The 25,081-nt window shown below is 69.6% G+C and carries 26 protein-coding genes and 1 other RNA gene; 14 read left to right on the top strand and 13 right to left on the bottom strand.

The features are described from left to right. The first annotated feature begins 68 nt into the window (after positions 1-68). The 8 genes from rbfA (at position 69) to pnp (ending at position 6,182) form a co-directional block, all read left to right on the top strand. A complete protein-coding gene (rbfA, locus tag J2Y58_RS15055; protein ID WP_310104660.1) occupies positions 69-452 on the top strand; it encodes a 30S ribosome-binding factor RbfA in 384 nt (127 codons plus the stop codon). Positions 453-473: 21 nt separating this feature from the next. Further along, positions 474-734: an AbrB/MazE/SpoVT family DNA-binding domain-containing protein gene (locus J2Y58_RS15050; RefSeq protein WP_310104657.1), complete on the top strand. Its 261-nt coding sequence runs from the start codon at positions 474-476 to the stop codon at positions 732-734. Next, positions 731-1,120, top strand: a complete 390-nt coding sequence (locus J2Y58_RS15045) for a type II toxin-antitoxin system VapC family toxin (RefSeq protein WP_310104654.1) — start codon at positions 731-733, stop codon at positions 1,118-1,120. Before J2Y58_RS15050 ends, J2Y58_RS15045 begins: the two co-directional genes overlap by 4 nt. Beyond that, positions 1,120-1,701, top strand: coding sequence for a thymidine kinase (locus tag J2Y58_RS15040; protein ID WP_310104651.1), 582 nt, complete (start codon positions 1,120-1,122; stop codon positions 1,699-1,701). The genes J2Y58_RS15045 and J2Y58_RS15040 overlap by 1 nt, the downstream gene beginning before the upstream one ends. A 61-nt stretch (positions 1,702-1,762) precedes the next feature. Then, on the top strand, positions 1,763-2,455 hold the full coding sequence (locus J2Y58_RS15035; RefSeq protein ID WP_310104649.1) for a site-2 protease family protein: 693 nt from the start codon (positions 1,763-1,765) through the stop codon (positions 2,453-2,455). Next, positions 2,419-3,351: a tRNA pseudouridine(55) synthase TruB gene (gene truB / locus J2Y58_RS15030; RefSeq protein ID WP_310104646.1), complete on the top strand. Its 933-nt coding sequence runs from the start codon at positions 2,419-2,421 to the stop codon at positions 3,349-3,351. The genes J2Y58_RS15035 and truB overlap by 37 nt, the downstream gene beginning before the upstream one ends. Before the next feature lie 20 nt (positions 3,352-3,371). Beyond that, positions 3,372-3,641: a 30S ribosomal protein S15 gene (rpsO, locus tag J2Y58_RS15025; protein WP_028966110.1), complete on the top strand. Its 270-nt coding sequence runs from the start codon at positions 3,372-3,374 to the stop codon at positions 3,639-3,641. Between the two features lie 201 nt (positions 3,642-3,842). After that, on the top strand, positions 3,843-6,182 hold the full coding sequence (pnp, locus tag J2Y58_RS15020; protein WP_310104643.1) for a polyribonucleotide nucleotidyltransferase: 2,340 nt from the start codon (positions 3,843-3,845) through the stop codon (positions 6,180-6,182). A 354-nt stretch (positions 6,183-6,536) separates the two neighbouring features. On the opposite strand, the gene J2Y58_RS15015 is transcribed toward pnp, so the two are convergent. Then, positions 6,537-8,483, bottom strand: a complete 1,947-nt coding sequence (locus J2Y58_RS15015; RefSeq protein WP_310104639.1) for a sialate O-acetylesterase — start codon at positions 8,481-8,483, stop codon at positions 6,537-6,539. Between the two features lie 59 nt (positions 8,484-8,542). Further along, positions 8,543-9,319 carry a class II aldolase/adducin family protein gene (locus tag J2Y58_RS15010; protein ID WP_405053112.1) on the bottom strand — a complete coding sequence of 259 codons (777 nt, stop codon included), beginning with the start codon at positions 9,317-9,319 and terminating at the stop codon, positions 8,543-8,545. Between the two features lie 152 nt (positions 9,320-9,471). Here J2Y58_RS15010 and paoA point away from each other — a divergent pair, with 152 nt between their 5' ends. From paoA to paoC, 3 genes are read left to right on the top strand one after another with little or no spacing between them, the layout of a single operon-like run. Next, on the top strand, positions 9,472-10,110 hold the full coding sequence (gene paoA, locus J2Y58_RS15005; RefSeq protein WP_310104637.1) for an aldehyde dehydrogenase iron-sulfur subunit PaoA: 639 nt from the start codon (positions 9,472-9,474) through the stop codon (positions 10,108-10,110). Further along, positions 10,107-11,060 carry a xanthine dehydrogenase family protein subunit M gene (locus J2Y58_RS15000; protein WP_310104634.1) on the top strand — a complete coding sequence of 318 codons (954 nt, stop codon included), beginning with the start codon at positions 10,107-10,109 and terminating at the stop codon, positions 11,058-11,060. The genes paoA and J2Y58_RS15000 overlap by 4 nt, the downstream gene beginning before the upstream one ends. Further along, the gene (paoC, locus tag J2Y58_RS14995; protein WP_310104631.1) at positions 11,057-13,252 is read left to right on the top strand and encodes an aldehyde oxidoreductase molybdenum-binding subunit PaoC; all 2,196 of its coding nucleotides are present in this window, start codon (positions 11,057-11,059) and stop codon (positions 13,250-13,252) included. Before J2Y58_RS15000 ends, paoC begins: the two co-directional genes overlap by 4 nt. A 148-nt stretch (positions 13,253-13,400) precedes the next feature. On the opposite strand, the gene J2Y58_RS14990 is transcribed toward paoC, so the two are convergent. The 11 genes from J2Y58_RS14990 to J2Y58_RS14940 form a co-directional block, all read right to left on the bottom strand. Beyond that, entirely contained in the window at positions 13,401-13,697 is a 297-nt protein-coding gene (locus J2Y58_RS14990; RefSeq protein WP_310104628.1) for a (2Fe-2S) ferredoxin domain-containing protein, read from the bottom strand. Continuing rightward, positions 13,694-14,242 (bottom strand): DnaJ domain-containing protein, encoded by a 549-nt coding sequence (locus J2Y58_RS14985; protein ID WP_310104625.1) that lies wholly within the window; start codon positions 14,240-14,242, stop codon positions 13,694-13,696. The genes J2Y58_RS14990 and J2Y58_RS14985 overlap by 4 nt, the downstream gene beginning before the upstream one ends. A gap of 53 nt (positions 14,243-14,295) precedes the next feature. Beyond that, positions 14,296-14,705: RNase P RNA component class A (rnpB, locus tag J2Y58_RS14980), an RNA gene on the bottom strand. Between the two features lie 77 nt (positions 14,706-14,782). Continuing rightward, the gene (locus J2Y58_RS14975; RefSeq protein ID WP_405053113.1) at positions 14,783-15,415 is read right to left on the bottom strand and encodes an N-acetylmuramoyl-L-alanine amidase; all 633 of its coding nucleotides are present in this window, start codon (positions 15,413-15,415) and stop codon (positions 14,783-14,785) included. Between the two features lie 134 nt (positions 15,416-15,549). Continuing rightward, complete coding sequence (locus J2Y58_RS14970) at positions 15,550-16,380, bottom strand: protein-glutamate O-methyltransferase CheR (RefSeq protein ID WP_310104620.1); 831 nt, start codon at positions 16,378-16,380, stop codon at positions 15,550-15,552. After that, complete coding sequence (locus tag J2Y58_RS14965) at positions 16,377-17,438, bottom strand: chemotaxis protein CheB (protein WP_310104618.1); 1,062 nt, start codon at positions 17,436-17,438, stop codon at positions 16,377-16,379. The genes J2Y58_RS14970 and J2Y58_RS14965 overlap by 4 nt, the downstream gene beginning before the upstream one ends. A gap of 31 nt (positions 17,439-17,469) precedes the next feature. Further along, entirely contained in the window at positions 17,470-17,835 is a 366-nt protein-coding gene (locus tag J2Y58_RS14960) for a response regulator (RefSeq protein ID WP_310104616.1), read from the bottom strand. A 70-nt stretch (positions 17,836-17,905) separates the two neighbouring features. Then, on the bottom strand, positions 17,906-18,340 hold the full coding sequence (locus J2Y58_RS14955) for a chemotaxis protein CheW (protein WP_310104613.1): 435 nt from the start codon (positions 18,338-18,340) through the stop codon (positions 17,906-17,908). After that, positions 18,337-20,628: a chemotaxis protein CheW gene (locus J2Y58_RS14950; protein ID WP_310104610.1), complete on the bottom strand. Its 2,292-nt coding sequence runs from the start codon at positions 20,626-20,628 to the stop codon at positions 18,337-18,339. Before J2Y58_RS14950 ends, J2Y58_RS14955 begins: the two co-directional genes overlap by 4 nt. 306 nt (positions 20,629-20,934) lie before the next feature. Continuing rightward, on the bottom strand, positions 20,935-21,582 hold the full coding sequence (locus J2Y58_RS14945) for a histidine phosphotransferase family protein (protein ID WP_310104607.1): 648 nt from the start codon (positions 21,580-21,582) through the stop codon (positions 20,935-20,937). A 13-nt stretch (positions 21,583-21,595) separates the two neighbouring features. After that, entirely contained in the window at positions 21,596-22,048 is a 453-nt protein-coding gene (locus J2Y58_RS14940) for a M67 family metallopeptidase (protein WP_310104732.1), read from the bottom strand. Between the two features lie 17 nt (positions 22,049-22,065). Between J2Y58_RS14940 and J2Y58_RS14935 the strand changes: the two genes are divergently transcribed. From J2Y58_RS14935 to mtgA, 3 genes are all read left to right on the top strand, one after another. Next, entirely contained in the window at positions 22,066-23,013 is a 948-nt protein-coding gene (locus J2Y58_RS14935) for an RluA family pseudouridine synthase (RefSeq protein WP_310104605.1), read from the top strand. A gap of 70 nt (positions 23,014-23,083) precedes the next feature. Continuing rightward, a complete protein-coding gene (rpoH, locus tag J2Y58_RS14930; protein ID WP_310104604.1) occupies positions 23,084-23,986 on the top strand; it encodes an RNA polymerase sigma factor RpoH in 903 nt (300 codons plus the stop codon). A gap of 371 nt (positions 23,987-24,357) precedes the next feature. Beyond that, positions 24,358-25,032 carry a monofunctional biosynthetic peptidoglycan transglycosylase gene (mtgA, locus tag J2Y58_RS14925; protein ID WP_310104601.1) on the top strand — a complete coding sequence of 225 codons (675 nt, stop codon included), beginning with the start codon at positions 24,358-24,360 and terminating at the stop codon, positions 25,030-25,032. Positions 25,033-25,081 lie beyond the last annotated feature (49 nt).

The raw sequence follows: 25,081 nt of genomic DNA, 5'->3' as shown, positions 1-25,081 counted from the left end.
AGGGGCAGCCCCAGGCGCTGCACTCGGTGAGACCTCACCCCCTCTCTCCAGAGGGGAGAGGGAGCAGAATGAACCAACCTCAAGAAAAATCCGTCCGCACCCTGCGCGTCGGCGAGCAGGTCCGCCACATCCTGTCGGAGATCCTGCAACGCGGCGACGTGCATGACGAGACGCTCGCCAGCCACATGGTCAGCGTCACCGAAGTGCGCATGTCTCCGGACCTGCGCCATGCCACCGTCTTCGTGAAGCCGCTGCTCGGCCGCGACGAGGAAGCGGTGCTCAAGGCGCTGCGTACCAACACCGCCTATCTGCAACGCGAGGTCGCCACCCGCGTGAAGATGAAATATGCCGCGCGCCTGAAATTTCTCGCCGACGAAAGCTTCGACGAGGGCAGCCACATCGACGCGCTGCTGCGCCGGCCGGAGGTGGCGCGCGATCTTGACGGCGAGTGAGGTAAGACGCATCTTACCTGTATGAATGCCTTTACGAGATTGTCCGGCAAGGGTCAGGTCGTCGTGCCGAAGGCGGTGCGTGACCGGCTTGGCTGGCGAACCGGCCTCGATCTGGAGGTTGTCGAAGCAGGCAATTCGATCACGCTGCGGCCGCGCCGCTCAGAAGGGCACCTCAGCATCGACGAGGCAGTCGCGCGCTTCCGACGTATCTACCAGCACGACGGTCCTCCAGTGCCCCTGGAGCGGCTCGGGTGGTCCGCCGACGCCGAAGACGAAGCATGAAGGCGATCGACACCAATATTCTTGCACGGCTCATCCTCCAGGATGACGCGCGACAGGCAGCGCTGGCCGCGACCGTGATGCGGGAGCCGGTTTGGGTGTCGGTTTCCGTGTGGCTCGAACTTGGCTGGGTCCTCGGAAAGCGTCTCAAGCTTGAGCGTGCCATCGTCGCCGACGCTTTGTCGACGCTGCTGACGATGGTCAGCGTCCACGTATCCGATCGCGATGGCATTGCTTGGGCGATCGACCGATTTCGTGACGGGGCGGATTGGGGCGACATGATTCACCTCATCGTCAATCGCGATATCTCGGAGTGCTTCGTCACATTCGACCGCTCAATCGAGCGGATCGCTTGCGATCCGCCGCTGCCAATCGAGACGCTCGCCTGATGGCGAAGCTCTATTTCTATTATGCCTCGATGAACGCGGGTAAGTCGACCAACCTGCTGCAGGCCGACTTCAACTATCGCGAGCGCGGCATGGCCACGATGCTGTTCACCGCCGCGGTCGACGACCGCTTCGCCGCGGGCACGATCGCGTCGCGGATCGGCCTGTCGGCGCCCGCGACGATGTTCGATGCGGATACCGACATCGCCGCCTGCGCGCTGGCGCGACACGCCGGCACCCCGCTCGCCTGCGTACTGGTCGACGAGGCGCAGTTCCTGACGGCTGCGCAGGTCGACCAGCTCGCCGCGCTGGCGGATCGCGCCGGCATCCCGGTGCTGGCGTATGGCCTGCGCACCGATTTCCGCGGCGCGCTGTTCGAGGGCTCGGCCCGGCTGCTGGCGCTGGCCGACGCACTCATCGAGATCAAGTCGGTCTGCGACTGCGGCCGCAAGGCCACGATGAACCTGCGCGTCGATGCCGATGGCCGCCCGGTAGCCGAGGGCCGCCAGACCGAGATCGGCGGCAACGACCGCTACGTCGCGCTATGTCGACGGCATTTCAGCGCGGCGCTGGATCGCGGCTGACGGCCGCCGCCTGCGACGGTCGACCTAGCCATCCCCCCGCCCCGCGCCTATCTGCGCCACCATGAACCCGAACGGCATCATCTGGTCGGCGGCGATCTGGATCATTCCGCTCGTCATCGCGATCGTCTTTCACGAAGTGGCGCATGGCCTGGCCGCGCGCGCGCTCGGCGATCCGACCGCGCAGGAGCAGCGGCGGCTGTCGCTCAATCCGCTGCGCCACGTCGATCCGGTCGGCACCGTCGCGCTCCCGCTGCTGCTCGCGCTCGCCAAGGCGCCGGTGTTCGGCTGGGCAAAGCCGGTGCCGGTGGACGCGCGCCGCCTGCCGCACCCGCGCCGCGACATGATGCTGGTCGCGCTCGCCGGCCCGGGCTCGAACCTGATCCTGGCGCTGGTCGGCGCGGTGCTGCTGGGGCTGTTCACGCGTGACATCTACGGCGTCGCACCGGGCAGCGTGACCGCGTTCGTCGCCGCCAACCTCCTCAACTTCGTCATCATCAACGTCTTCCTGGCGATCTTCAACCTCATCCCCCTGCCCCCGTTCGACGGCGGGCACGTGGTGGCCGGTCTGCTGCCCGAGCGACTGGCGCAGCGCTGGGACGCGCTCGCTCGCTTCGGCTTCCCGCTGCTGATCGTGCTCCTGCTGGTGCTCCCGTCGCTGATCCCCGGCGCGAACATCGTCCAGCGGCTGGTGCAGCCGCCCGCGCAGGCGCTCGCCGAATGGTATCTCGCGCTGGCGGGGGCGATCGGCGCGTGACGTTGCACGGATGGCTGATCCTCGACAAGCCGCTCGAACTCGGCTCGACGCAGGGCGTATCGGCGGCGAAGCGCGCGTTGCGCACCGGCGGCTATGGCAAGGCGAAGGTCGGGCACGGCGGCACGCTCGACCCGCTGGCCACCGGGGTTCTGCCGATCGCGATCGGCGAGGCGACGAAGCTCGCCGGGCGGATGCTCGACAGCGACAAGGTCTATGACTTCACGATCCGCTTCGGCGAACAGACCGACACGCTCGACCGCGAAGGCGCGGTGATCGCGACCAGCGACGCCCGCCCCGCCGCCGCGCAAGTGGAGGCGATCCTCCCCCGCTTCACCGGCCCGATCGCGCAGGTGCCGCCCGCTTATTCCGCGCTCAAGATCGACGGCCAGCGCGCCTACGACCTGGCCCGCGCCGGCCAGGACGTGGTGCTGGCGAGCCGCGACGTGACGATCCACGCGTTGACGCTGGCGACCGCACCCGGCGACGAACCGCTGCAAGAGGCGACGCTCACCGCGCACGTCTCGAAGGGCACCTATATCCGCAGCCTCGCGCGCGACATCGCGCTGGCGCTCGGCACCGTCGCGCACGTCACCCATCTGCGCCGCACGAAGGCGGGGCCGTTCACGCTCGATCAGGCGATTACGCTGGACAAACTGGACGAAATCGCTAAGGCGCGCAGCCTTGAACACTCTCTCCTGCCGCTGGGCGCAGGGCTGGACGACATCCCGGCTTTCGCACTCACCCCCGACCAGGCAGGAGCGCTCCGACAGGGGCGTGTGCTGGCCGGGATCGCCGCCGACGACGGTCAGGCCTTCGCCATGCTGAACGGGACGCCCGTCGCGCTGGTGGAGGTGGAGCACGGCTCCGCCCGCGTCGTCCGTGGCTTCAACCTGTAGAAGATGTCGTAGGAAAACACATGTCGATTACCGCTGAACGCCGTCAGGAAGTCATCAAGGACAACGCCCGCGCCGAAGGCGATACCGGGTCGCCGGAAGTCCAGGTCGCGATCCTGACGGAGCGGATCAAGAACCTGACCGAGCACTTCAAGGGCCACGCCAAGGACAACCATTCGCGTCGCGGCCTGCTGATGATGGTCAACAAGCGGCGCTCGCTGCTCGACTATCTCCGCAAGAAGGACGGCGACCGCTATCTGGCGCTCATCGCGAAGCTCGGCCTCCGCAAGTAACAACAAGGGGCGGCCCGCAAGGTCGCCCCTTTTGTCATCCCCCGGACGCAATCGGGGTCCAGCCTACCGGCGCGAAAGCGCCCTCCCCGGCCCGCTGGAGCCGGGATGGAAGGGACGGCAATACGGCCCGATCTTCCCGGACCAATTTCGGTCCGCACGCAGGCCCCTCGCGCATCGGGCGCGGGGAGTGAAGGAAATGATATGTTCGATACCAAGAAGGTGGAAATCCAGTGGGGCGGCAAGACGCTGACCCTGGAGACGGGCAAGGTCGCCCGCCAGGCCGACGGCGCGGTGATCGCGACGCTCGGCGAAACGGTGGTGCTGTGCGCCGTGACCGCCGCCAAGACCGTGAAGGAAGGGCAGGACTTCTTCCCGCTCACCGTCCACTATCAGGAGAAGTTCTCCGCCAGCGGTCGCATCCCCGGCGGCTTCTTCAAGCGCGAGCGGGGCGCGACCGAGCGTGAGACGCTGGTCAGCCGCCTGATCGACCGCCCGATCCGCCCGTTGTTCCCGGAAGGGTTCTACAACGAGATCAACTGCATCTGCCAGGTGCTGTCGTATGACGGCGAGAACGAGCCGGACATCGTCGCGATGGTCGCGGCGTCGGCCGCGCTGACGATCTCGGGGGTGCCCTTCATGGGCCCGATCGGCGCGGCGCGCGTCGGCTACAAGGACGGCGAGTATCAGCTCAACCCGACCGATGCCGAGGTGCTGGAGGGCGACCTGGACCTGGTCGTCGCCGCGACGCACGACGCGGTGATGATGGTCGAATCCGAGGCCAAGGAGCTGTCGGAAGAGGTGATGCTCGGCGCCGTCGTCTTCGCGCACAAGGCGTCGCGCCAGATCATCGACGCGATCATCGATCTCGCCGAACAGGCCGCGAAGGATCCGTGGGAGCTGAAGCAGGCCGACGACCAGAAGGCGGTCAAGGCCGAGCTGAAGAAGCTGATCGGCAAGGACATCACCGCCGCCTACAAGCTGACCGACAAGCAGCAGCGTCAGACCGCGCTGGGCGAGGCGCGCGCCAAGGCGAAGGCGGCGATGGCCGACCGCACGCCGCAGGAGCAGCTCGCCGCCGGCAAGCTGGTCAAGAAGCTGGAGGCGGAGATCGTCCGCACCGCGATCCTGAAGGACGGCCGCCGCATCGACGGGCGCACCACGACGCAGATCCGTCCGATCGAGGCGGAGGTTCACTTCCTGCCGCGCGCGCACGGCTCGGCGCTGTTCACCCGCGGCGAGACGCAGACGATCGCGACCACGACGCTGGGCACGCGCGACGCGGAGCAGATGATCGACGGCCTCAACGGCCTGTCGTACCAGCACTTCATGCTACACTATAACTTCCCGCCCTATTCGGTCGGCGAAGTGGGCCGCTTCGGCGCGCCGGGTCGCCGCGAAGTCGGCCACGGCAAGCTGGCGTGGCGCGCGCTGCACCCGGTGCTGCCGTCGAAGGAGGAATTCCCCTACACGATCCGCGTCACCAGCGACATCACCGAGTCGAACGGCTCGTCGTCGATGGCGACGGTCTGCGGCGGTTCGCTGTCGATGATGGACGCCGGCGTGCCGCTGAAGCGCCCGGTGTCGGGCATCGCGATGGGGTTGATCCTGGAGGGCAAGGATTTCGCGGTCCTGTCCGACATCCTGGGCGACGAGGATCACCTCGGCGACATGGACTTCAAGGTGGCGGGCACCAGCGAAGGCATCACCAGCCTTCAGATGGACATCAAGATCGCGGGCATCACCGAAGAGATCATGAAGGTCGCGCTGGCGCAGGCGCATGAGGGCCGCGCGCACATCCTGGGCGAAATGGCCAAGGCGCTCGACTCGACCCGGACCGAACTGTCGGCGCACGCGCCGCGCATCGAGACGTTCACGATCGACAAGTCGAAGATCCGCGAAGTGATCGGCACCGGCGGCAAGGTGATCCGCGAGATCGTCGCCACCACCGGGGCGAAGGTCGACATCGACGACGAGGGCGTCATCAAGGTGTCGTCGTCAGACGCGTCGCAGATCGAAGCCGCGATCAACTGGATCAAGGGCCTGGTCGAAGAGGCCGAGGTCGGCAAGATCTACACCGGCAAGGTCGTCAACATCGTCGACTTCGGTGCGTTCGTGAACTTCATGGGTGGCAAGGACGGCCTCGTCCACGTCAGCGAAATGAAGAACGAGCGTGTCGAGAAGCCGGGCGACGTCGTGACCGAGGGCCAGGAAGTGAAGGTCAAGGTCCTCGAGATCGACCCGCGCGGCAAGGTCCGCCTGTCGATGCGCGTCGTCGACCAGGAAACCGGTGCCGAGCTGGAGGACACCCGCCCGGCGCGCGAACCGCGTGAGCCGCGCGGCGACCGTGGCGATCGCGGCCCCCGCCGTGAGGGCGGCGGGCGCGGCGGCGACCGGGGTGGTGATCGCGGCGGCGATCGTGGCGGCGACCGCGGCCCGCGGCGCGAGGGCCGCGGCCCGCGTCGCGAGCGCAGCGAAGGCGGCAAGGACGAGGGCGATGCGCCCGCGTTCGCCCCGGCCTTCCTGACCGGCGACCGCGACTGATCTTCCGCCTTTGCGTGCAGCAAGGCGAACGGCCCCGGCAGCGATGCCGGGGCCGTTTTCGTTTTCGGGTTATGCTGGACATACGCCCGACGCGACCACGCCCGCCCGCGACAGTCACCGGCACGATCCTAAGCGCGGCTTGCGGTCAGGCGCGCACACTACCGACGCTACTAAGGCGCTGCTCGCAAGCTCCACACCGTTCGTGCTGAGCCTGTCGAAGCACGTGTAAATGGCGGGCCGCTTGAAACACGTACTTTGACAAGCTCAGTACGAACGAATGAGCGGATCAGTTTACGCGAATCTCACGCTACGCGCGGAAACAGACCCGATCCGCTGCAAGCCAAGCGCCCGCCGCTATTCCACCGCCCGCTCGAACGGCGCCGCGGGCAGATCCGCCCCGTCGAACAAATTCGTGAACGGTGCATCCGCCCACGCATAGCGCACCTTCGTCACGCCGCCCGCGTTCGCCCCGGGTAGCACCACTGTATCGCCACGCGCCTCGCCCGGCACATACCGGCACGCATCACCCGCGCACGCCTCGAACCCGATCGCCTGCCCCGCGCTATAGGTATGCATCCCCCCGATGACGTTGCGATAGCGCACCACCAAGTCCGCACCACGTCGCGAAACGCCCGCCACCTCCGGCCCGCTGCGCAGCCCCGGGTGCCCGTATGCGATCACCTGCGCCAGCCGCGCCAGCCGCTCGCCCACTACCGTCTTCTGCGTCGGGTGGATGTCGAAGCGGTCGCCGACGTCGATCGTCACCGCCAGCCCGGCATTGCGATCCTGCGCCACCGCCTGCGCCTGCGCCTCGCGCAACGCCGCCCAGCCCGACTCGCCCGGCGCGGTCGACGGCTTGCCGTAGGAGGTCAGCTGCACGACGAAGAACGGCAGCTGCGGCGCCGCGAACGTCCGCCGCCAATCCGCCATCAGGGTGGTCATCAGCTCGCGATACGTCCCCGCCTCGCCTGCGTTCGACTCGCCCTGGTACCACGCCGCCAGCTTCAGCCCGTACGGCGCGAGCGGCGCGATCATGCCGTTGTACAGGGTCGCCAGGCTGTTGGGCACGTCCCACGGCGCCGGCGCGATCGTCTCGCCCGTCATCGCGCGCCCCTGCCGGTAGCGCCACGCGCCGCTGAACGGCACCAACGTCCCGTCGGCCAGCTCCAGCCCGCGCGGCGCCGCGCCGGTCAGCCCGCCGCCGTTCGCCCCGCCCAGCACGCGGATCGCGACGACGTTGCGCCCGGCGTGCAGCGTGCCCGCGGGCACGTCGTAATGTCGCCACGCCCAGTTGACGCTGCCCCCGCCGACGAAGCGGCCGTTGACCCATGTATCCTCATATTGGTCGATCGGCCCGAGCTGCAGCGTCTTGGCCGCCGCGACCTGCGCCGCGCTCAGGTCGAGCGTCGCGCGCAGCCACATCGCGCCCTCGAACTGCGCCAGCGCCGGGATCCCCGCTTCCTTCCATGCCCCCGCCGGCAGCGTCGCCCAGCCGGCATCGCGGAAGTCGGCGTTGCGATACGCCGCCTGCTTCGCGGCGTCGGGATCGTGCGCGCGCCACCACGCCTCGCGCCGAGCGCCGTCCTGCGCGACCGCCTTCGCGGGATCGCGGCCGTACATCGCCACCGCGGCCACGCCATCCTTCAGCCGCGGGATCGCGGCCAGCGCCGCCGGGCTGGTCCAGCTTTCGATCCGCGTTCCGCCCCATTCGGAATTGATGAAGCCGATCGGCACCTTCTCGCTCTTCCGCAGCGCGCGCGCCATGTAATAGCAGACCGCCGAGGCGTCCCCGACCGTCTCCGGGCCGACGCGCTGCCACTTGGCGGGCGCCTCCAGGTCGGCGAGCGGCACCGCGCGGGTGGTGTCGGGGATCGTGGCATAGCGCAGGTCGGGGTCGGCCGGCGTCTGCAACGCGCCCCAGGCATTGGTCGATTGCTTGACCATGAACTCCATGTTCGACTGCCCGCCGCACAGGAATACGTCGCCGATCATGATATCGCTCAGCGACTGCCCGCCATCGACGGCAAGCGTATAGGGCCCGCCCGCCGCCATCGCGGGCAGCGTCGCGCGCCAGCGACCAGTCGCATCGGCCGTGGCGGTGGCGCTGCGCTCGCCCAGCCGCACCGTCACCGACGCGCCCGCCGCCGCCTGCCCCCACACCGCGATCGGCCGATCGCGCTGCACCACCGCATGATCCGCGAAGATGTGGGCGAAGCGCGGGGCCGGCGCCGCCGGTTGCGCCGCCGCCGCCACGGCCACCGCCGCCCCCGAGACCGCCGCCAGAACGCGCCACATCGCCATCATCCCCTCCATCGATTGTTAGCGCTCCCGTACCGCACCCCGTACATGCGCGCCAAGCGTCAATCGCGGTATGACGGATCGATCCGGTCGAGCTTGCGCAACAGCGCCGGCCACGCCAGCCCGCGCGCCAGCATCCCCACGCCGGCGGCGGGCGTCTGCCGCGCGACCTTGTCCTCCACGCCCTGTGGCGGTGTGTTCAATCCATCCCGCCCGGCGGCAAGCATCAGCACCTGCGCCTCGCACGCGCGCTCCAGGAAATACAGCCGCAGGAAGCACGACGCGACGCTGTCGCCCACCGTCAGCGTGCCGTGGTTGCGCAGGATCATCGCATGTCGCGTGCCCAGGTCCGCCACCAGCCGCTCGCGCTCCTCCAGGTCGGTCGCGATCCCCTCGTAGTCGTGATAGGCGACGTCATGCGCCGCGATCATCGCGGTCTGCGTATGCGGCAGCAGCCCGCACGCCATCGCCGACACCGCCTGCCCGTGCGGAGTGTGGAGGTGCATCACCGCCTGCGCGTCGTCGCGCGCCATGTGGATCGCGGAATGGATCGTGAACCCGGCCGGGTTGACCGGATGCGCGCTCGGCCCGACCGGCTGCCCGTCGACGTCGATCTTCACCAGCGACGATGCGGTGATCTCTTCGAACATCATGTCGTAGGGATTGATGAGGAAATGGTGCTCCGGCCCCGGCACCCGTGCGGACAGGTGCGTGAAGATCAAATCGTCCCACCCGTAGAGCGCGACCAGCCGATAGGCGGCGGCTAGATCGACGCGCGCCTCCCGTTCGCCGGGCGCCATGCCCGTGGACCCCATCGTCGCCACCGAAGCCATCGCCATCCTCTCCGCTATCTTGACATCAATGTTAATACAGGCGCTGGCCGTTCGCCAGCTACATGGGTATCAATATGTTGCCGCCCGGATATAACATGGATCGGGGGCGTTTGATCGTCGAGCGCGGGGTTCCTGCCCGCGTCTTCAGCAGGACCGACATGACCGACACGAACGGAATCAGCCTCACGCGCCGCGGGGCGCTCGTCAGCGGCGCCGCCGCCGCTTCCACCGCCGCCCTCCCCGTCGAGGCGCAGTCGCTGCCGCCCGAGGCACCCGCGGCGACCGTCCCGGTGACGTTCACCGTGAACGGCCGGAAGCGCGAGTTGAACCTCGATCCGCGCGTCACCCTGCTCGACGTGCTGCGCGAGCATCTGAACCTGACCGGCAGCAAGAAGGGCTGCGACCACGGTCAGTGCGGCGCGTGCACGGTGATGGTCGAGGGCAAGCGCATCAATTCCTGCCTGACGCTCGCGGTGATGCACGACGGCGACAGCATCACCACGATCGAGGGCCTGGGCAAGCCCGGCGACCTCCACCCGATGCAGGCCGCGTTCGTCCGCCACGACGGCTATCAATGCGGCTATTGCACCCCCGGCCAGATCATGGCGGCGGTGGCGATGTTGCAGGAGGTGAAGGACGGCGTGCCCAGCTATGTCTCGACCGATCTGAACGCCACAGCGGCGCTGACCGGCGCGGAGGTACGCGAGCGGATGAGCGGCAACATTTGCCGCTGCGCCGCGTATTCGAACATCGTCGCCGCGATCGGCGATGTCGCGGGTGCGGAGGACGTGGCATGAAGCCCTTCACCTACGAACGCGCCACCTCCCCCGCGGCAGCAGCGGCGGCGGTCGCCGCGAAGCCGGGCGCGAAATTCGTCGCGGGCGGCACCAACCTGCTCGACCTGATGAAGCTCCAGATCGAGGCGCCGACGCATCTCGTCGACGTCAACCGCCTCGGGCTCGACACGATCGAGGCGACCTCCGACGGCGGCGTGCGCATCGGCGCGCTGGTCCGCAACACCGCGCTCGCCGCCGACGCGCGCGTGCGCCGCGACTACGGCGTACTCAGCCGCGCGCTCCTGTCGGGCGCTTCGGGCCAGTTGCGCAACAAGGCGACGACCGCGGGCAATCTGCTCCAGCGGACGCGCTGCCCGTATTTCTACGACACCAACCAGGCGTGCAACAAACGCAAGCCCGGCTCGGGCTGTGCCGCGCTCGGCGGCTACAGCCGCGCGCTCGCGGTGATCGGCACCAGCAAGGATTGTATCGCCACCCACCCCAGCGACATGGCAGTGGCGATGCGCGCGCTCGACGCCACGGTCGAGACGATCGACGGCGCGGGCGCCAGGCGCGCGATCCCGATCGCCGACTTCCACCGCCTGCCCGGCAACACGCCGTGGATCGAGACCGCGCTGAAGCCGGGCGAGATGATCACCGCGGTGACGCTACCCGCTCCCGTGCGCGGCACGCACATCTACCGCAAGGTCCGCGACCGCGCGTCTTATGCGTTCGCGACGATCTCCGTCGCGGCGGTCCTGCCCGACAGCGGAGCGCCGCGCTTCGCGTTCGGCGGCCTCGCGCACAAGCCGTGGCGGGTCGCCGCCGCCGAGACGCGGATCGACGGCGGCGCGAAGGCGATCGCCGCCGCCGCGCTCGCCGGCGCCACCCCGACCGCCCAGAATGCCTACAAGATCCCGCTGGTCGAGCGTACGCTGGCCGCGGTGCTCGCCGAAGGACGCGCAGCATGAAGTTCGATACCCCCGCCGGCGCCAACCCGATCGACCAGCTGAAGGTCGTCGGCCGCCCGACCGACCGCATCGACGGCCCGCTGAAGGTCACCGGCAGCGCGCCGTACGCGTTCGAACGCAACGATGTCGCGCCCGACCATGCTTACGGCGTGATCGTCGGATCGGCGGTCGCCAAGGGCCGCATCACCCGCATCGACACCGCCGACGCGCGCCGCGCGCCCGGCGTGCTGGCGGTCGTCACCCATGAGGATGCCGGGAAGCTCGGCAAGGCCAAGGCGCACACCGCCACGATGCTCGCCGGCCCGATGGTCGAGCATTACGATCAGGCGGTGGCGATCGTCGTCGCCGACACCTTCGAGCGCGCGCGCGACGCGGCCAAGCGCGTCCGCGTCGACTATGCGCGCGAGAAGGGTACCTACGAGCTTGCCGCGGTGAAGGACTCCGCACCGATCGCCAAGGGCGACAAGATGAAGACCGCGCGCGGCGACTTCGCCGGTGCCTTCGCCAGCGCCCCCGTGAAGCTCGACGCGACCTACACCACCCCCGACCAGAGCCACATGATGATGGAGCCGCACGCGACCATCGCCGCGTGGACCGGCGACCAGCTGACGCTGTGGACCAGCAACCAGATGATCGCCTGGGCGGTGCGCGACATCAGCCAGACCTTGCTGATCCCCAAGGAGAACATCCGTGTCGTGTCGCCGTACGTCGGCGGCGGCTTCGGCGGCAAATTGTGGGTTCGCTCCGACGCGATCATGGCCGCGCTGGCGGCGAAGGCGGCGGGCCGCCCGGTCAAGGTCGCGCTCGCCCGGCCGCAGGTGATGAACAACACCACGCATCGCCCGGCGACGATCCAGCGCATCCGCATCGGCGCCGACAAGGCGGGCAAGATCACCGCGATCGCGCACCAGACATGGTCGGGCGACCTGCCGGGCGGCGGCCCGGAGACGGCGGCCAACCAGACGCAATTGCTCTATGCCGGCGCCAACCGGCTGACCGAAACGCATCTGGCGGTCCTCGACCTGCCCGAGGCGAATGCGATGCGCGCGCCGGGCGAGGCACCCGGCATGATGGCGCTCGAAGTCGCGATGGACGAGATGGCGGAAAAGCTGGGCATGGACCCGGTGCGCTTCCGCGTCATCAACGACACGATGGTTGATCCCGAGCAGCCGGAGCGCAAATTCTCCGACCGCAACCTCGTCCGCTGCCTGGAGGAAGGCGCGAAAGCGTTCGGCTGGGAGCGCCGCAATGCCAGGCCGGCGCAGGTGCGCGACGGCGACTGGTGGGTCGGCATGGGCATGGCGGCCGCCTTCCGCAACAACATGAACATGAAGTCGGGCGCGCGCGTCGGGGTCGATCGCAAGGGCGTCGTCACCGTCGCCACCGACATGACCGACATCGGCACCGGCAGCTACACGATCATCGCGCAGACGGCCGCCGAGATGCTGGGCGTGCCGCTCGACAAGGTCGTCGTGCTGCTGGGCGACAGCCGCTTCCCGGTGTCCTCGGGGTCGGGCGGCCAATGGGGTGGGAACAGCTCGACCGCGGGCGTCTATGCCGCCTGCGTCGACCTGCGCCGCCGCATCGCGCAGAAGCTCGGCTTCAACTCCGACGACGTGACCTTCGCCGACGGCAAGGTCGCCAGCGGCAACCGCTCGGTGGATCTCGCCAAGGCGGCCCGCGATGAGGGGATCAGCGGCGAGGACTCGATGGAATATGGCACGCTGGAGAAGGAGTACGCACAGGCGACCTTCGGCGCGCACTTCGTCGAGGCGGCGGTCAACGCCTATACCGGCGAGATCCGCGTGCGCCGCATGTCGGGCTGTTATGACGCGGGCCGCATCCTGAACCCGAATTCGGCGCGCAGCCAGGTGATCGGCGGCATGACGATGGGGATCGGGGCGGCGCTGATGGAAGACGCGGTGGTCGACCCGCGCTTCGGCTATTTCGTCAACCACGACCTCGCCGAATATCACGTGCCCGTCCACCTCGACGTGCCGCATCAGGAGGTGGTGTTCCTCGACACGCTCGACACCAAGACGTCGCCGATGAAGGCCAAGGGCGTCGGTGAGCTGGGGCTATGCGGCGCGGCGGCGGCGGTCGCCAACGCGGTCTACAACGCCTGCGGCGTCCGCATCCGCGACTATCCGCTAACGCTCGACAAGCTGCTGAAGGACATGCCGCTGGCGTAAGGGGCGGTGGGGGGGCCGGTGAACGCCGTCCCCCCATCCCGTCATTCCCGCGCAGGCGGGAATCCAGAACCTCTGACCTCCGCGCTTCTGTCGACAAACCTGCGCGTCTGGATTCCCGCCTTCGCGGGAATGACGGAGGAGACGTGCGTCACCCCCTCAACACGCTCGCCAACTCCTCGACATCCGCCCCCGCCGGCACGATCCGCCACCGCCCCGGCGTCCGGCTGTCAACGATCGTCACCGCTCTCTTGGGGCAGATCCCCAGGCACCGCACTTCGACGACGCCGACCTCGGCCTTGCGCCCCTTGCCGAAGCCGTCCTCGCCGCGCAACGCCTTGGCGAGCGACACCCGCCCCTTCGCGCCGAACCCGCCGTCCAGCTTCTTGGAGCACTTTCCGCACACCAGCACCGCGCCCGTCCAGCCGGCCCGCACATGATCCTTCATGCGTCGGCCTTCGGCTTCCACGTCCGCGCTTCCTCCGCGACACGCAGCACGTCGTACGCCGCCTGGATCGCCTGGAAACGCGCCGCGGCGTCCTTGTCGCCGGGGCGCACGTCGGGGTGGTTCGACTTCGCCAGCCGGCGCCACGCCAGCCGAACATCCTCGAACGAGGCGTCGACATCCAGCTCCAGCACCTCCAGCGCGCGCAGCTCGTCGCGCGATCGCGTGCCGTCGCCCGACCCGGCCCACGCCTGATGCTTCGACTGCGAGAAGCCGCCCGCATCGCGCCGCTCGTCGGCCTCGCGCTGCGCGGCTTCTTCCGCCGACAATCCCTCGAAATAATTCCAGCCGCGATTGTATTCGGCGGCATGCGCCTGGCAGAAATACCAGCGCTCCGGGCTGTTGGGCGACTTGGGCGCGGGGCAGTTCCCCGGCTCGTTGCAGCCGTGGCGATCGCACAGCCGCACGGTCGCCGCCTCGCGGTTGGCGCCGTAACCGCGCCAGCGGGGAAAGCCCCAGTCGTTCGATCGGGTCGGAGTACGTGCCATTCCTGCGGCACATAGGCACGCCGGGTGCCCGCGCCAACCGAGCGCGTCGGTAATTTGCCAGAGGGCCTGTAAGCCGGGTTCTGTCCACCCCGCATGCGGGGATAGGCGACCATTCCTCTCGGCGCGCCGTTGCCGACGCGCTCCAGCAACCAACCCGGGCAGCGGGTGGGAACACACCCCGGCGACGCAAGCGCCGCCATGCCGCCCCTATTCGGTCTTGCTCCCGGTGGGGTTTACCGTGCCGCGACCGTTACCGGCCGCGCGGTGCGCTCTTACCGCACCCTTTCACCGTGGCGCTGCCGAAGCATTGGGCCGAAGCCGCACGCCGTCTGCTCTCTGTTGCACTGTCCCTGACCGCGGGCTCGCGCCCTTGGCCGGCGGGCGTTACCCGCCACCGTTGTTCCGTGGAGCCCGGACTTTCCTCGGCACGCATGATGCGCGACGCGGCCGCCCGGCCCTCTGGCGTCTTCGCCTTAACGCGCCTTTGCGCGTTAGGGAAGCGGGGCCGGTACCCCTACGCGCCGTCAGGCGCGCAAGGACTCACTCGTCCCCCTGCGGCTTGGGAAGCAGCAAGGCGAGCAGGATCATCCGGCACTCGGCATCCATCTCGCCGTCGATCAACTCGGGGCGGAACCGCCGCTGGAAGGCCATGATCGCCGCCATCCGGTCGCTCACGTCATAGCCGAACCGCTCCAGCGCCAGGCAGAACGCCGCCTCGCCCCACATCGGATCGACCAGGTTCTTGGTCGGGCGCGGCAGAGCGAGCCGCAGCCGCGCCAGCCGATGCCACGGGAACAGCTCGCCCGGATCGCGCTTGCGCACCGGCGCGACGTCGGAATGGCCGACGATGTTGCCGCGCGTGATCTCGTAGGCGTCCTTCAGGTGCGCGACCAGCCGGATCACCGCTTCCACCTGCGGCTCGGGAAAGGCGCGATAGCCGTGGTCGTGGCCGGGATTGACGATCTCGATGCCGATCGACGCCGAATTCACGTCGGTCACCCCGCGCCAATGCGCCTTGCCGGCGTGCCACGCACGCCTGTCGTCGTCAACCAGCCGGGTGATCGTGCCGTCCTCGTCGACGAAATAATGGCACGACACTTCCGCCGCCGGATTCTGCAGTCGCGCCAGCGCCTCCGCGGCGGTCGGCATCCCCGTATAATGGAGCACGATCATCGAGATCGGCAACGCGCGATCGTTGAAGTTCGGCGACGGCGCCTCCCGGCACCTCACGCGCTGATTCCCGGCACCACCCACGCCACCACCACTCACCTCGCCACCGTTCACCCGTGGCGCGTTCCGTCGCGAAATCAGCGGCCCGTGTAAACCCGGTTGCGGTCGTCGTCGCCGGCGACGCGCTCGTAGAAGCCGCGCGCGCGCTGGCTGGGGCGCAGCCGGTCGGACTGGCCGATCACCGTCTCCCCCGCCCCCAGCAGCAGCAGCCCGTCCGGCTTCAGCGCCCCCGCCAGCCGCTCCAGCACCCGTTCGCGCAGCGGCGGCGCGAAATAGAACAGCACGTTGCGACACAGGATCAGGTCGAACTCGCCCGCGGGGGGGACATCGACGACCAGATTGTGCCGCCGGTAATGGATCGCCCCCAGCAACGTCGCGGCGGCGCGCCAGTGATGCTCGCCCGCCGGTTCGAACCAGCTGACCATCCTGCGCACCGGCAGCCCGCGCTGGATCTCGAATTGCGTATAGCTGCCGTCGCGCGCGCGCGCGATCGCGGCGTTCGACACGTCGGTGGCGACGATCTCCGGCATCGCCCCCTTCGCCTCGGCGAACAGCATCGCCACCGACAGCGGCTCCTGCCCGGTCGCGCACGCCGCGCACCACACGCGCAGCGGCGCGCGATCGCGGCACGCCTCCACCGCCGCCTCGATCACCCCGGCATCGCGGAAGAACGACGTCTCCTGATTGAGCAGCGCGTCGACGATCCGGTCGGCCAGCAGCTTGTCCTTCCCCTCGATCAGCCGCGCGGCCAGCTGCTCGATCCTCTCGAGCCCTTGCGCCTGCAGGAGCGGCCCCAGCGCCGCCTCGAACCGCCAGCTGCGCCCCGCGGCGATCCGCTGCCCGGTGCGCGCCTCCAGCAACGCGGCGAAGACGCGCGCGGAGCCGGGATCGAGCTCGCCGCTGCTCATGCGCGCGCCCCGCTGCGCCGCGCCGCGATCATCGCGCCGATCTCGTGCGGGGCGAGCACGGCGTCGGCCAGCCCGGCGGCGGCGACCGCCCCCGGCATCCCCCACACCACCGACGACTCGCGATCCTGCACCACGACCGTGCCGCCCGCCGCGCGCACCGCCCGCGCGCCTTCCAGCCCGTCGCGTCCCATGCCGGTCAGCACGATCGCCAGCAATCGCGGGCCATAGACCTGCGCCAGGCTGGCGAACATCGGGTCGACCGACGGCAGATTGCCGGTCGGACTGGGCGCCTGCGACAGCCGCGTCGCGACCTGCCCGTCGGGGCCCGAAACCGCCAGCAGGTGCGCGTCGCCCGGCGCGATCAGCACCTCGCCCGCGCGCACGCCCCCGCGCTCCTGCGCGATCGCGCACGGGCGGTGTGCCGACACGCCCACCTGCACCGCGAAATAGGGCGAGAAGGACGGCGGCAGGTGCTGGGTGATGAAGATCGGCTGCGCGACATGCGCAGGCACCTGCTCCAGCAGCGAGGCGAGCGCATGGATCCCCCCGGTCGAGGCGCCGATCGCGATCGCGTCGAACGGCGGCGGCGCCAGCACGGTCGCGCGGCGCGGCGCGGGGCGCGCCTCTCCGCCGGCCGCCAGCATGTCGAGCCGCGCCAGCAACGTCTCGCCGAAGCGCGATGCGAAGGCACCGATCCCCGGCTTCACCAGCGTGTCGGCCGCCCCCAGCGCCAGCGCGCGCATCGTCACCGCCGCGCCTTCGGCCGCCGAGCTCGACACCACCAGCACCCGCGCGCCACCGCCGGCTTCCAGCAGGTCGGGCAGCGCCTCGATCCCGCTCTGATGCGGCATGACCAGATCGAGCAGGATGAAGTCGACGCGTTCGTGGCGCAGGAAGGCCAGCGCCCGCGCCGCGTCGGGCAGCGCGCCGGCCAGCGCGAACCGCCCGCTAGCGGTCACGAACCGCGACAGCGCGGCGCGCGCGACCGCCGAATCGTCGACGATCAGCACGCGCGGCGGGTCGCGCTCGGCCGCGTCGCAATGGGGACGCTGGGTCATGGCTGGGCGCGCCGCGCGGTCGGGGGCGGGGTTACGCGACGCCGACGATCTGGAGCTTGCTGTGCAGCGTCTCCCGATCGAACGGCTTCATGACATATTCGTCGGCGCCCGCCTCGATCGCGGCACGGATATGCGCCATGCCGTTCTCGGTGGTGCAGAACACCACCTTCGGGCGGTGCGGCAGCGGCTCCTCGCCCATCGCGCGCAGGAATTCCATCCCGCTCATGACGGGCATGTTCCAGTCGAGCAGGATCACGTCCGGGCACGACTGCCGGCACAGGCTCAGCGCCTCGCGCCCGTCCCCGGCTTCCGATACCGAGAAGTTCAGCGCCTCCAGGATGTGGCGCGCCACTTTGCGGATCACCTTGGAATCGTCGACGATCAGGCAGGTCTTCATGATGCTTCCGTTATCCTGGTGATGCCGCACCATGCGCGCGGCGCAGTAACGATGGAGTTAATGGTCGTGCTCAGCCCAGCCCGCTGGCGCGCGCGACCAGCCGGTCGATATCGACCGCCAGCAACGTCTCGCCCGCGCCCTCGGCGACCGCGGTGACGAAGTCCCAGTCGCCGGTGTGCGCATTGGCGATCGCCGCGGGCGCCAGGTTGAACGTCGCGACATCCTCCAGCGCGTCGACCGCGATCGCATACAGATGCCCGTCGACCAGCGTCGCCACCGCGCGTCCCCCGCGTCCGTCGCGGACCACCGGTTCGCCGCCGAACAGCGGCCGCACGTCGATGACCGTCGCCACGCGGCTGCGCATCGCCGCCAGCCCGATCACCGCCGGCGCGGCGCCCGGCGCCGGCACCGTGCTGCCGACCTCGACGACCGAATCGACGCGCCCGGCATCGAACAGCAACCCGCAATCGCCGACCCGCGCGACCAGATGCAACGTCCCGCTCATGCGGCATATCCCTTCAGCGCGGCGATCAACGCGGCGCGATCGAACCGGTAGAGCGGGCGTCCACGCTCGCGGCTCAGCCGCAGCGCGGGCGCCGGCGGCACCTCGACATCGTCGTCCATCGCCAGCGCCAGCGCGACCGGCACGCCCGGCGGCGCCTTGCGGACCACGCGGTAGCCGGCCTGCTCGATCGCCGGCTTCAGGAACGCCTCCATCCACCCGCTCTCCGCGCCGTGCAGCAGGCACAACGGCCGCTCGGCGACGGCGGTGGCATCCGCGAACAGCGCCAGCGGATCGACCAGCTCGATCGGCTCGCCGTCGATCACCGCCAGCCCCGCGATCACGCCGTGCGGGTCGGCGGCGGGCGCGAGTTCGGGGGGCAGCGGCACGATCTCGATCGGGTCGGCGATCGGATAGGCAAGTTCCTGCCCGTCGAGCTGGAGGCGCAGCACCTTGCGCACTGCCCCCGCGATCGCACCCGTGCCCGCCCAGACCGGGATCGAGCGATCACCGATCGTCAGCCACAGCCCGCCGGCCAGCGCGCGTACCGCACCCGCGGCGACGCCCTCGATCCGGTCGACCGCATCCGACACGATCATGCGGCGCACGCCGTCGATATCGTCGAACAGCAAGGCGCGCACCGGCTCGACCGTCTCGACCTCGGCCGCGGCGACATCGGCGCGCTCGAACGTAAGTGCCGCGCGCGTCGCGATCGCCGAACAATCCAGCAGCAGGATCGGCGCGCCGTCGTCCGGCAGCATCTGCCCGGCATAAAGCCCCGCGCACATCACCGCCGGCGCGGCGGGCTTGACCACCAGTTCCTGGGTATCGCGCACGCCGTCGAGCGCCAGCGCGAACCGCCCCTCGCGCAGCGACACGATCGCGAGATAGCGCGGCGCCGGCCCGTTGCCTGCCTGCCCCAGCAGCACCGGCAGCGACACCATCGGCAACCGCTGCCCGCGCAGCAGCACCACCGCCCCGCCCGCGACGCGGTCGACGCGCACCGCGCCGCCGTCCACCGCCACGATCTCGTCCACCGACTGGCGCGGGATCGCGAAACGCGTGCCCGCCGCATCGACCAGCACCGCGTTCAGGATCGCCAGCGTCAGCGGCACCTCCAGCGCGATCGTCAGCCCCTGCCCCGGCCGGCTGGTCAGCGAGATGCGCCCGCCGGCCTGTTCGACATTGGCCTTCACCACGTCCATGCCGACGCCGCGCCCCGACAATGCGGTGACCTCGTCGCGCGACGACAGTCCGGCCTCGAAGATCAGCCGCAGCCGCCCGTCCTCGTCGAGCATCGCCAGCTCGGCGGCGCGCGCCGGCTGTTCCCGCAGCGCCTTGGCGAGCAGACGGTCACTGTCGATCCCGCGTCCGTCGTCGGAGATTTCGATGATGATCAGGTTGCCGGCCTGCCGCGCGACGATCCGCAGCTGCCCGGCGACCGGCTTGCCCGCCAGCAACCGCCCGGCGCGATCCTCGATCCCGTGGTCCACCGCGTTGCGGACCAGGTGGACCAGCGGATCGCGCAGCAGCTCGATCATCTCGCGATCAAGCTCCACGTCTCCGCCCTCGATCGTCAGCGCCACCGACTTGTCGAGCGCGGCGGCGGCGTCGCGCGCCAGCCGCGGCAGGGCCGAGAACAGCGATTCGACGCGCTGCATCCGCGTCCGCGTCACCGTGTCGCGCAGTTCGTCGACCGAGATGCTCAACCGCTCCAGCATCGATTCGAGCCGCGGGTCGTCGATCATGCGAAGGTGCCTGGCCAGCTGGTTGCGCGCCAGCACCATGTCGGACACGCCGCTCATCATCCGGTCGAGCAGATCGACCGACAGCCGCACCGAGCGCTTCGGGGCGGCGCGCGCCGCCTGCGTCGTCGTCGGCGCATCGACCGCCGCCTCGGCGACCTCCACCGTATCGCCCGCCAGCGCGCCGTCCAGCGCCGCGATCAGCAGCGCCTCGCCCGTCTCGGACAATGCCTCGCCCGCGTCGATCGCCTCGACGATCTCGCCGATCCGGTCGATGATCGCCAGGATCACGGTGACCAGCGCCTGGTCGGGCGCACGCTCGCCCGCGCGCACCGCCGCCAGCGCGTCCTCGGCGGCATGGCTCAGCCGGGCGAGCCGCGGCAGGTCCAGGAAGCCGCAGCTGCCCTTGATCGTGTGCACGAAGCGGAAGATCGAATCGAGCCGCGCGCGGTCGCTCGGATCGGCTTCCCAGCCGACGATCTCGCCCGAGATCGCCTCCAGCGTCTCGCGCGTCTCGGCAATGAATTCCTGCAGCAGATCGTCCATGCGGTCCCGTCGCCTTCGCTGTCGGGGCGGCATCGCACGTCAGTCGTTAAAAGGGTCTTTACCGCAGGCGGTTGCGCGCCCTTCCCTCGCCCCTCGCAGAGGGGAGATAGATGCGCGGACTTGGTCTTCGCAAAAGCGAAGGCTTAGTCGAAGCTGGGTGAGGGGTGGCGCTCGCACGCGCGACCGCGCGAGCCACAGGCTCGCTCGACCCCTCACCCAAGCTGCGCTAGCCAGCCAGGCTGGCAAGCTCCGCTATCCCTCTCCCCTGTCACGGGGCGAGGGCAAAAAGAAAAGCAGTCCCCCGCATCAACGATGCGGCAGCGCCGCTCCGAACATCAGCGCGTCGCCGGCATCCTCGCTCACCACCACCGATCCGCCCGCCTCGGCGACCAACGTATGGACCAGGAACGCCGCCGACGCGCGCGGGGTCACCGCCGCCGTGTCCGCGGCGCCCTCGGTCAGGATCGTGCGCAATTCGGGGTCCAGCACGATACGCGGCCCTTCGGCGCGCAGCACGATCTCGGTCGCTTCCGTGCCCTCCTCCACACCGATCGTCACCGTGCCGCCGCGCACCAGCGTGTCGCCCGCGATCATCGCCAGGTTCAGCAGCACCTTGACCGCCGCCTTGGGCAGTTCGGCCTCCTCGACCATCCAGTGCAGTTGCAGGCGCTTGTTGTCGCCCAGCAGCCCCTCGATCGCCTGCCGCGCCTCGCGCACGTCGACACGCTCGCCGAACCCGCCCGCCGCGCCGAACGCCAGCCGGAAGAACTTCAGCTTGTTCGCCGACACCCGCGCACTGTCGTTCAGCAACTCGATGCACCGCGCGCGCATCTCCGGGTCGGTTTCGTCGTTCAGCAGTTCCAGCCCGTTGTTCAGCGCACCGACCGGCGACAGCAGATCGTGGCACAGCCGCGAACAGAGCAGCGAAGCGAAGTCGACCGGGCTGATGGTCATGGCGGGGGTGTACCTACGCGCGAGTAAAGTCGGCATCTTGTGCCGAGTCGCCGGGGCCGGCGCAACCGCCTAGGTTCAGCGGCAGGGGATCGAACCGCCCGTGCACCGCGCCCCCGTCCACCGCGCGCCATGCGGTCACCTGCGTCCCCGCGACGATCACCCAGACGCTGCCGTCGGGCGCGGCATCGGCCGCATCGCGCGGGGACGGGCGCGCCAGCCCCGACGGATGCGAATGATAATGTCCGATCACCCCCGCCCCGCCGCCGCGCGCGGCGCGGTGCGCCGCGATCAGCGCCGCCGGGTCGATCTCGAACCGCACCGCCGGCGTCGCGGCGACGTTGCGGCACGCCGCCAGCCGCTCGACCCGCAGCCCGGTTCCCAGCAGCAGTCCGCACACCTCGTCCGCCGACGCCGCGGCCTGTGCGACGAGATCGTTTCGCTGGGCGATTGTAATTTCCAACATCATCGCCATCTAGCCTAGCAATGGACCGGGGGGTCATCATCATCGAAGCGACGATCGCGCCGGCGTCCGACGGCTGGCGGGTCGATCGTGCGCTCGCCGACGCGGTGCCGACCCTGTCGCGCGAGCGGCTGAAGGTGCTCATCAACGCCGGACAGGTCACGCAGGCCGGCACCGCGATGCGCGACCCGTCGCGCAAGGCGAAGGGCGGCGAGGCCTTCCAGGTCGCCGTCCCTGCCCCCACCCCCGCGCATAACGAGGCGCAGGACATCCCGCTCGTGATCGCCTACGAGGACGAGCATCTGATCGTCGTCGACAAGCCCGCCGGGCTGGTCGTCCACCCCGCCGCGGGCAATCTCGACGGCACGCTCGTCAACGCGCTGCTCCACCATTGCCATGGCTCGCTGTCCGGCATCGGCGGGGTTGCGCGTCCCGGCATCGTCCACCGCATCGACAAGGATACCTCCGGGCTGATGGTCGCGGCGAAGACCGACCGCACGCACGAAGGCCTCGCCAAGCAGTTCGCCGCGCACAGCATCGACCGCCGCTACCGCGCGATCGCCGGCGGCCGCCCGGTTCCGCCCGCCGGCACCGTCTACGCTCCCCTCGCGCGCTCGCCCAACAACCGCAAGAAGGTCGCGATCGTCCAGGGCGGCAAGCGCGCGGTCACGCACTACAGCACGGTCACGCTGCTGCGCGACGCCACGCTGATCGAATGTCGGCTGGAAACCGGCCGCACGCACCAGGTGCGCGTCCACATGGCGTCGATCGGCCACGCCTTGCTGGGCGACCCGGTCTATGGTAGAACAAAACAGGCGCACAAAGGCGTGCTCGACGCGCTGAACTTCCGGCGACAGGCGCTCCACGCGGCGCATCTCGGCTTCGTCCATCCGATCACCGGCGAAACGCTGGGTTTCGACAGCGCGATGCCGCCGGACATGCAGGAACTGTTCAGTCAGCTTATCGTATAGGAACGGAACGCTGTCGGCGCATCAGCTGGGGCGCCCCCGCGTATTCCGCAAGGAAGGGAGATCAAGGATCATGGCAACCCGCAGCAACGTCCCCGCGACGATCCCTGCGCTCGGCGGGGAGCAGAGCCTCAATCGGTACCTGTCGGAGATCAAGAAGTTTCCGATCCTCGCGCCCGAGCAGGAATATATGCTCGCCAAGCGCTTTCAGGAGCACGGCGACACCGATGCCGCCGCGCAGCTGGTGACCAGCCACCTGCGCCTCGTCGCGAAGATCGCGATGGGCTATCGCGGCTACGGCCTGCCGGTCAGCGAACTGATCTCGGAGGGCAATATCGGCCTGATGCAGGGCGTGAAGAAATTCGAGCCCGATCGCGGCTTCCGCCTCGCCACCTATGCGATATGGTGGATCCGCGCCTCGATCCAGGAATTCATCCTGCGCTCGTGGAGCCTGGTGAAGATGGGCACCACCGCCGCGCAGAAGAAGCTCTTCTTCAACCTGCGCCGCATGAAGGCCCGCCTCGACGCGTTCGAGGACGGCGACCTGACGCCCGAAAACGTCCAGAAGATCGCCACCGACCTCGGCGTGACCGAGGCGGACGTGGTCAGCATGAACCGCCGCATGGCGATGGGCGGCGACACCTCGCTCAACGTCTCGATGCGCGAGGATGGCGAGGGTCAGTGGCAGGACTGGCTGCAGGACGACGCCCCCTTGCAGGACAGCGTCGTCGCGGACCAGCAGGAGGCCGACGTCCGCCACGACATGCTGATGAACGCGATGGGCGACCTCAACGACCGCGAGAAGCACATCCTGACCGAGCGTCGCCTGACCGACGACCCCAAGACGCTGGAGGAACTCAGCCAGGTCTACGGCGTCAGCCGCGAGCGCGTCCGCCAGATCGAGGTGCGCGCGTTCGAGAAGCTCCAGCGCGCGATGATGCGGCTGGCCGGCGACAAAAGGCTGCTGACCGCGTGATCGGCGAGCGGGGCGGGCAGGCGTATTGCCTGCCCTCTCGGTACCGTTCGCCCTGAGCCTGTCGAAGGGCGTGCCCCAGGCGCCTACCCTGCCGATCGAAAGCATCCCCCGCTCTTCCGTCATCCCCGCCCTCTTCCGTCATCCCCGCGAAGGCGGGGATCCAGAACCTCTGGCGTTTCGGCTCTACAAGCGGGGCGACGCGCGTCTGGATCCCCGCCTGCGCGGGAATGACGGCGGGAGCGGCTCGGGCCGCCGACCTGATTATCGATCGGGCGCAGCGCTGGTCGGGCCAATCGCACCCAACCTCAACCGCACCGGTCGCCGCACGTCGGACTTGAGCCACCCGCCCCCCGCCCGCTAGCACCAGCGCCATGTTCACCGCGCTCCGCCTGCTGCTGAAGATCGGCCTCGGCTTCGTCCTTCTCTCGCTCCTCTGGGTGACGATCTACAAGTTCGTGCCCGTGCCCTTCACGATGACGATGGCGGGCGACCTCGTCGGCGGCCATTCGGTGACGAAGGACTGGACGCCGCTTTCGGCGATCGACGCCGATATGCCCCGCGCCGCGATCGCGGGCGAGGACGCGCACTTCTGCACCCATCACGGGTTCGATTGGCGCGCGATCGCCGGCGCCGCGGCCAGCAACGCCAACGGCAGGCGCATCCGCGGCGGCTCGACGATCAGCCAGCAGACCGCCAAGAACGCCTTCCTCTTCCAGGGCGGCGGCTACGTCCGCAAGGCGCTGGAGGCATGGTTCACGCTGCTGATCGAGACGATCTGGGGCAAGCGGCGGATCATGGAAGTGTATCTCAACATCGCCGAGACCGGCATCGGCACCTACGGCGTCGAGGCGGCGGCGCAGCGCTACTTCCACCATTCCGCCGCCACGCTGTCCCCGACCGAGGCCGCCCGCATCGCCGCGGTACTCCCGCTCCCCAAGAAGCGCGAGGCGGTCGCCCCCACCGGCTTCGTGCGCCGCCGCGGCAACCAGATCGCCCGCTACGTCGGCATCGTCCGCCGCTCCGGCCTCGACGCCTGCCTGCGCTGAGCGGCCTTCCCTCCCTTTTCCCTCGCAGAGGGGCGAGGGAGGGAACACC

This window comes from Sphingomonas sp. BE138, from assembly GCF_031456125.1.
GTDB lineage: Bacteria > Pseudomonadota > Alphaproteobacteria > Sphingomonadales > Sphingomonadaceae > Sphingomonas.
The sequence above is the reverse complement of the archived record's forward strand: the minus strand, read 5'-3'. Positions and strand labels throughout refer to the sequence as shown.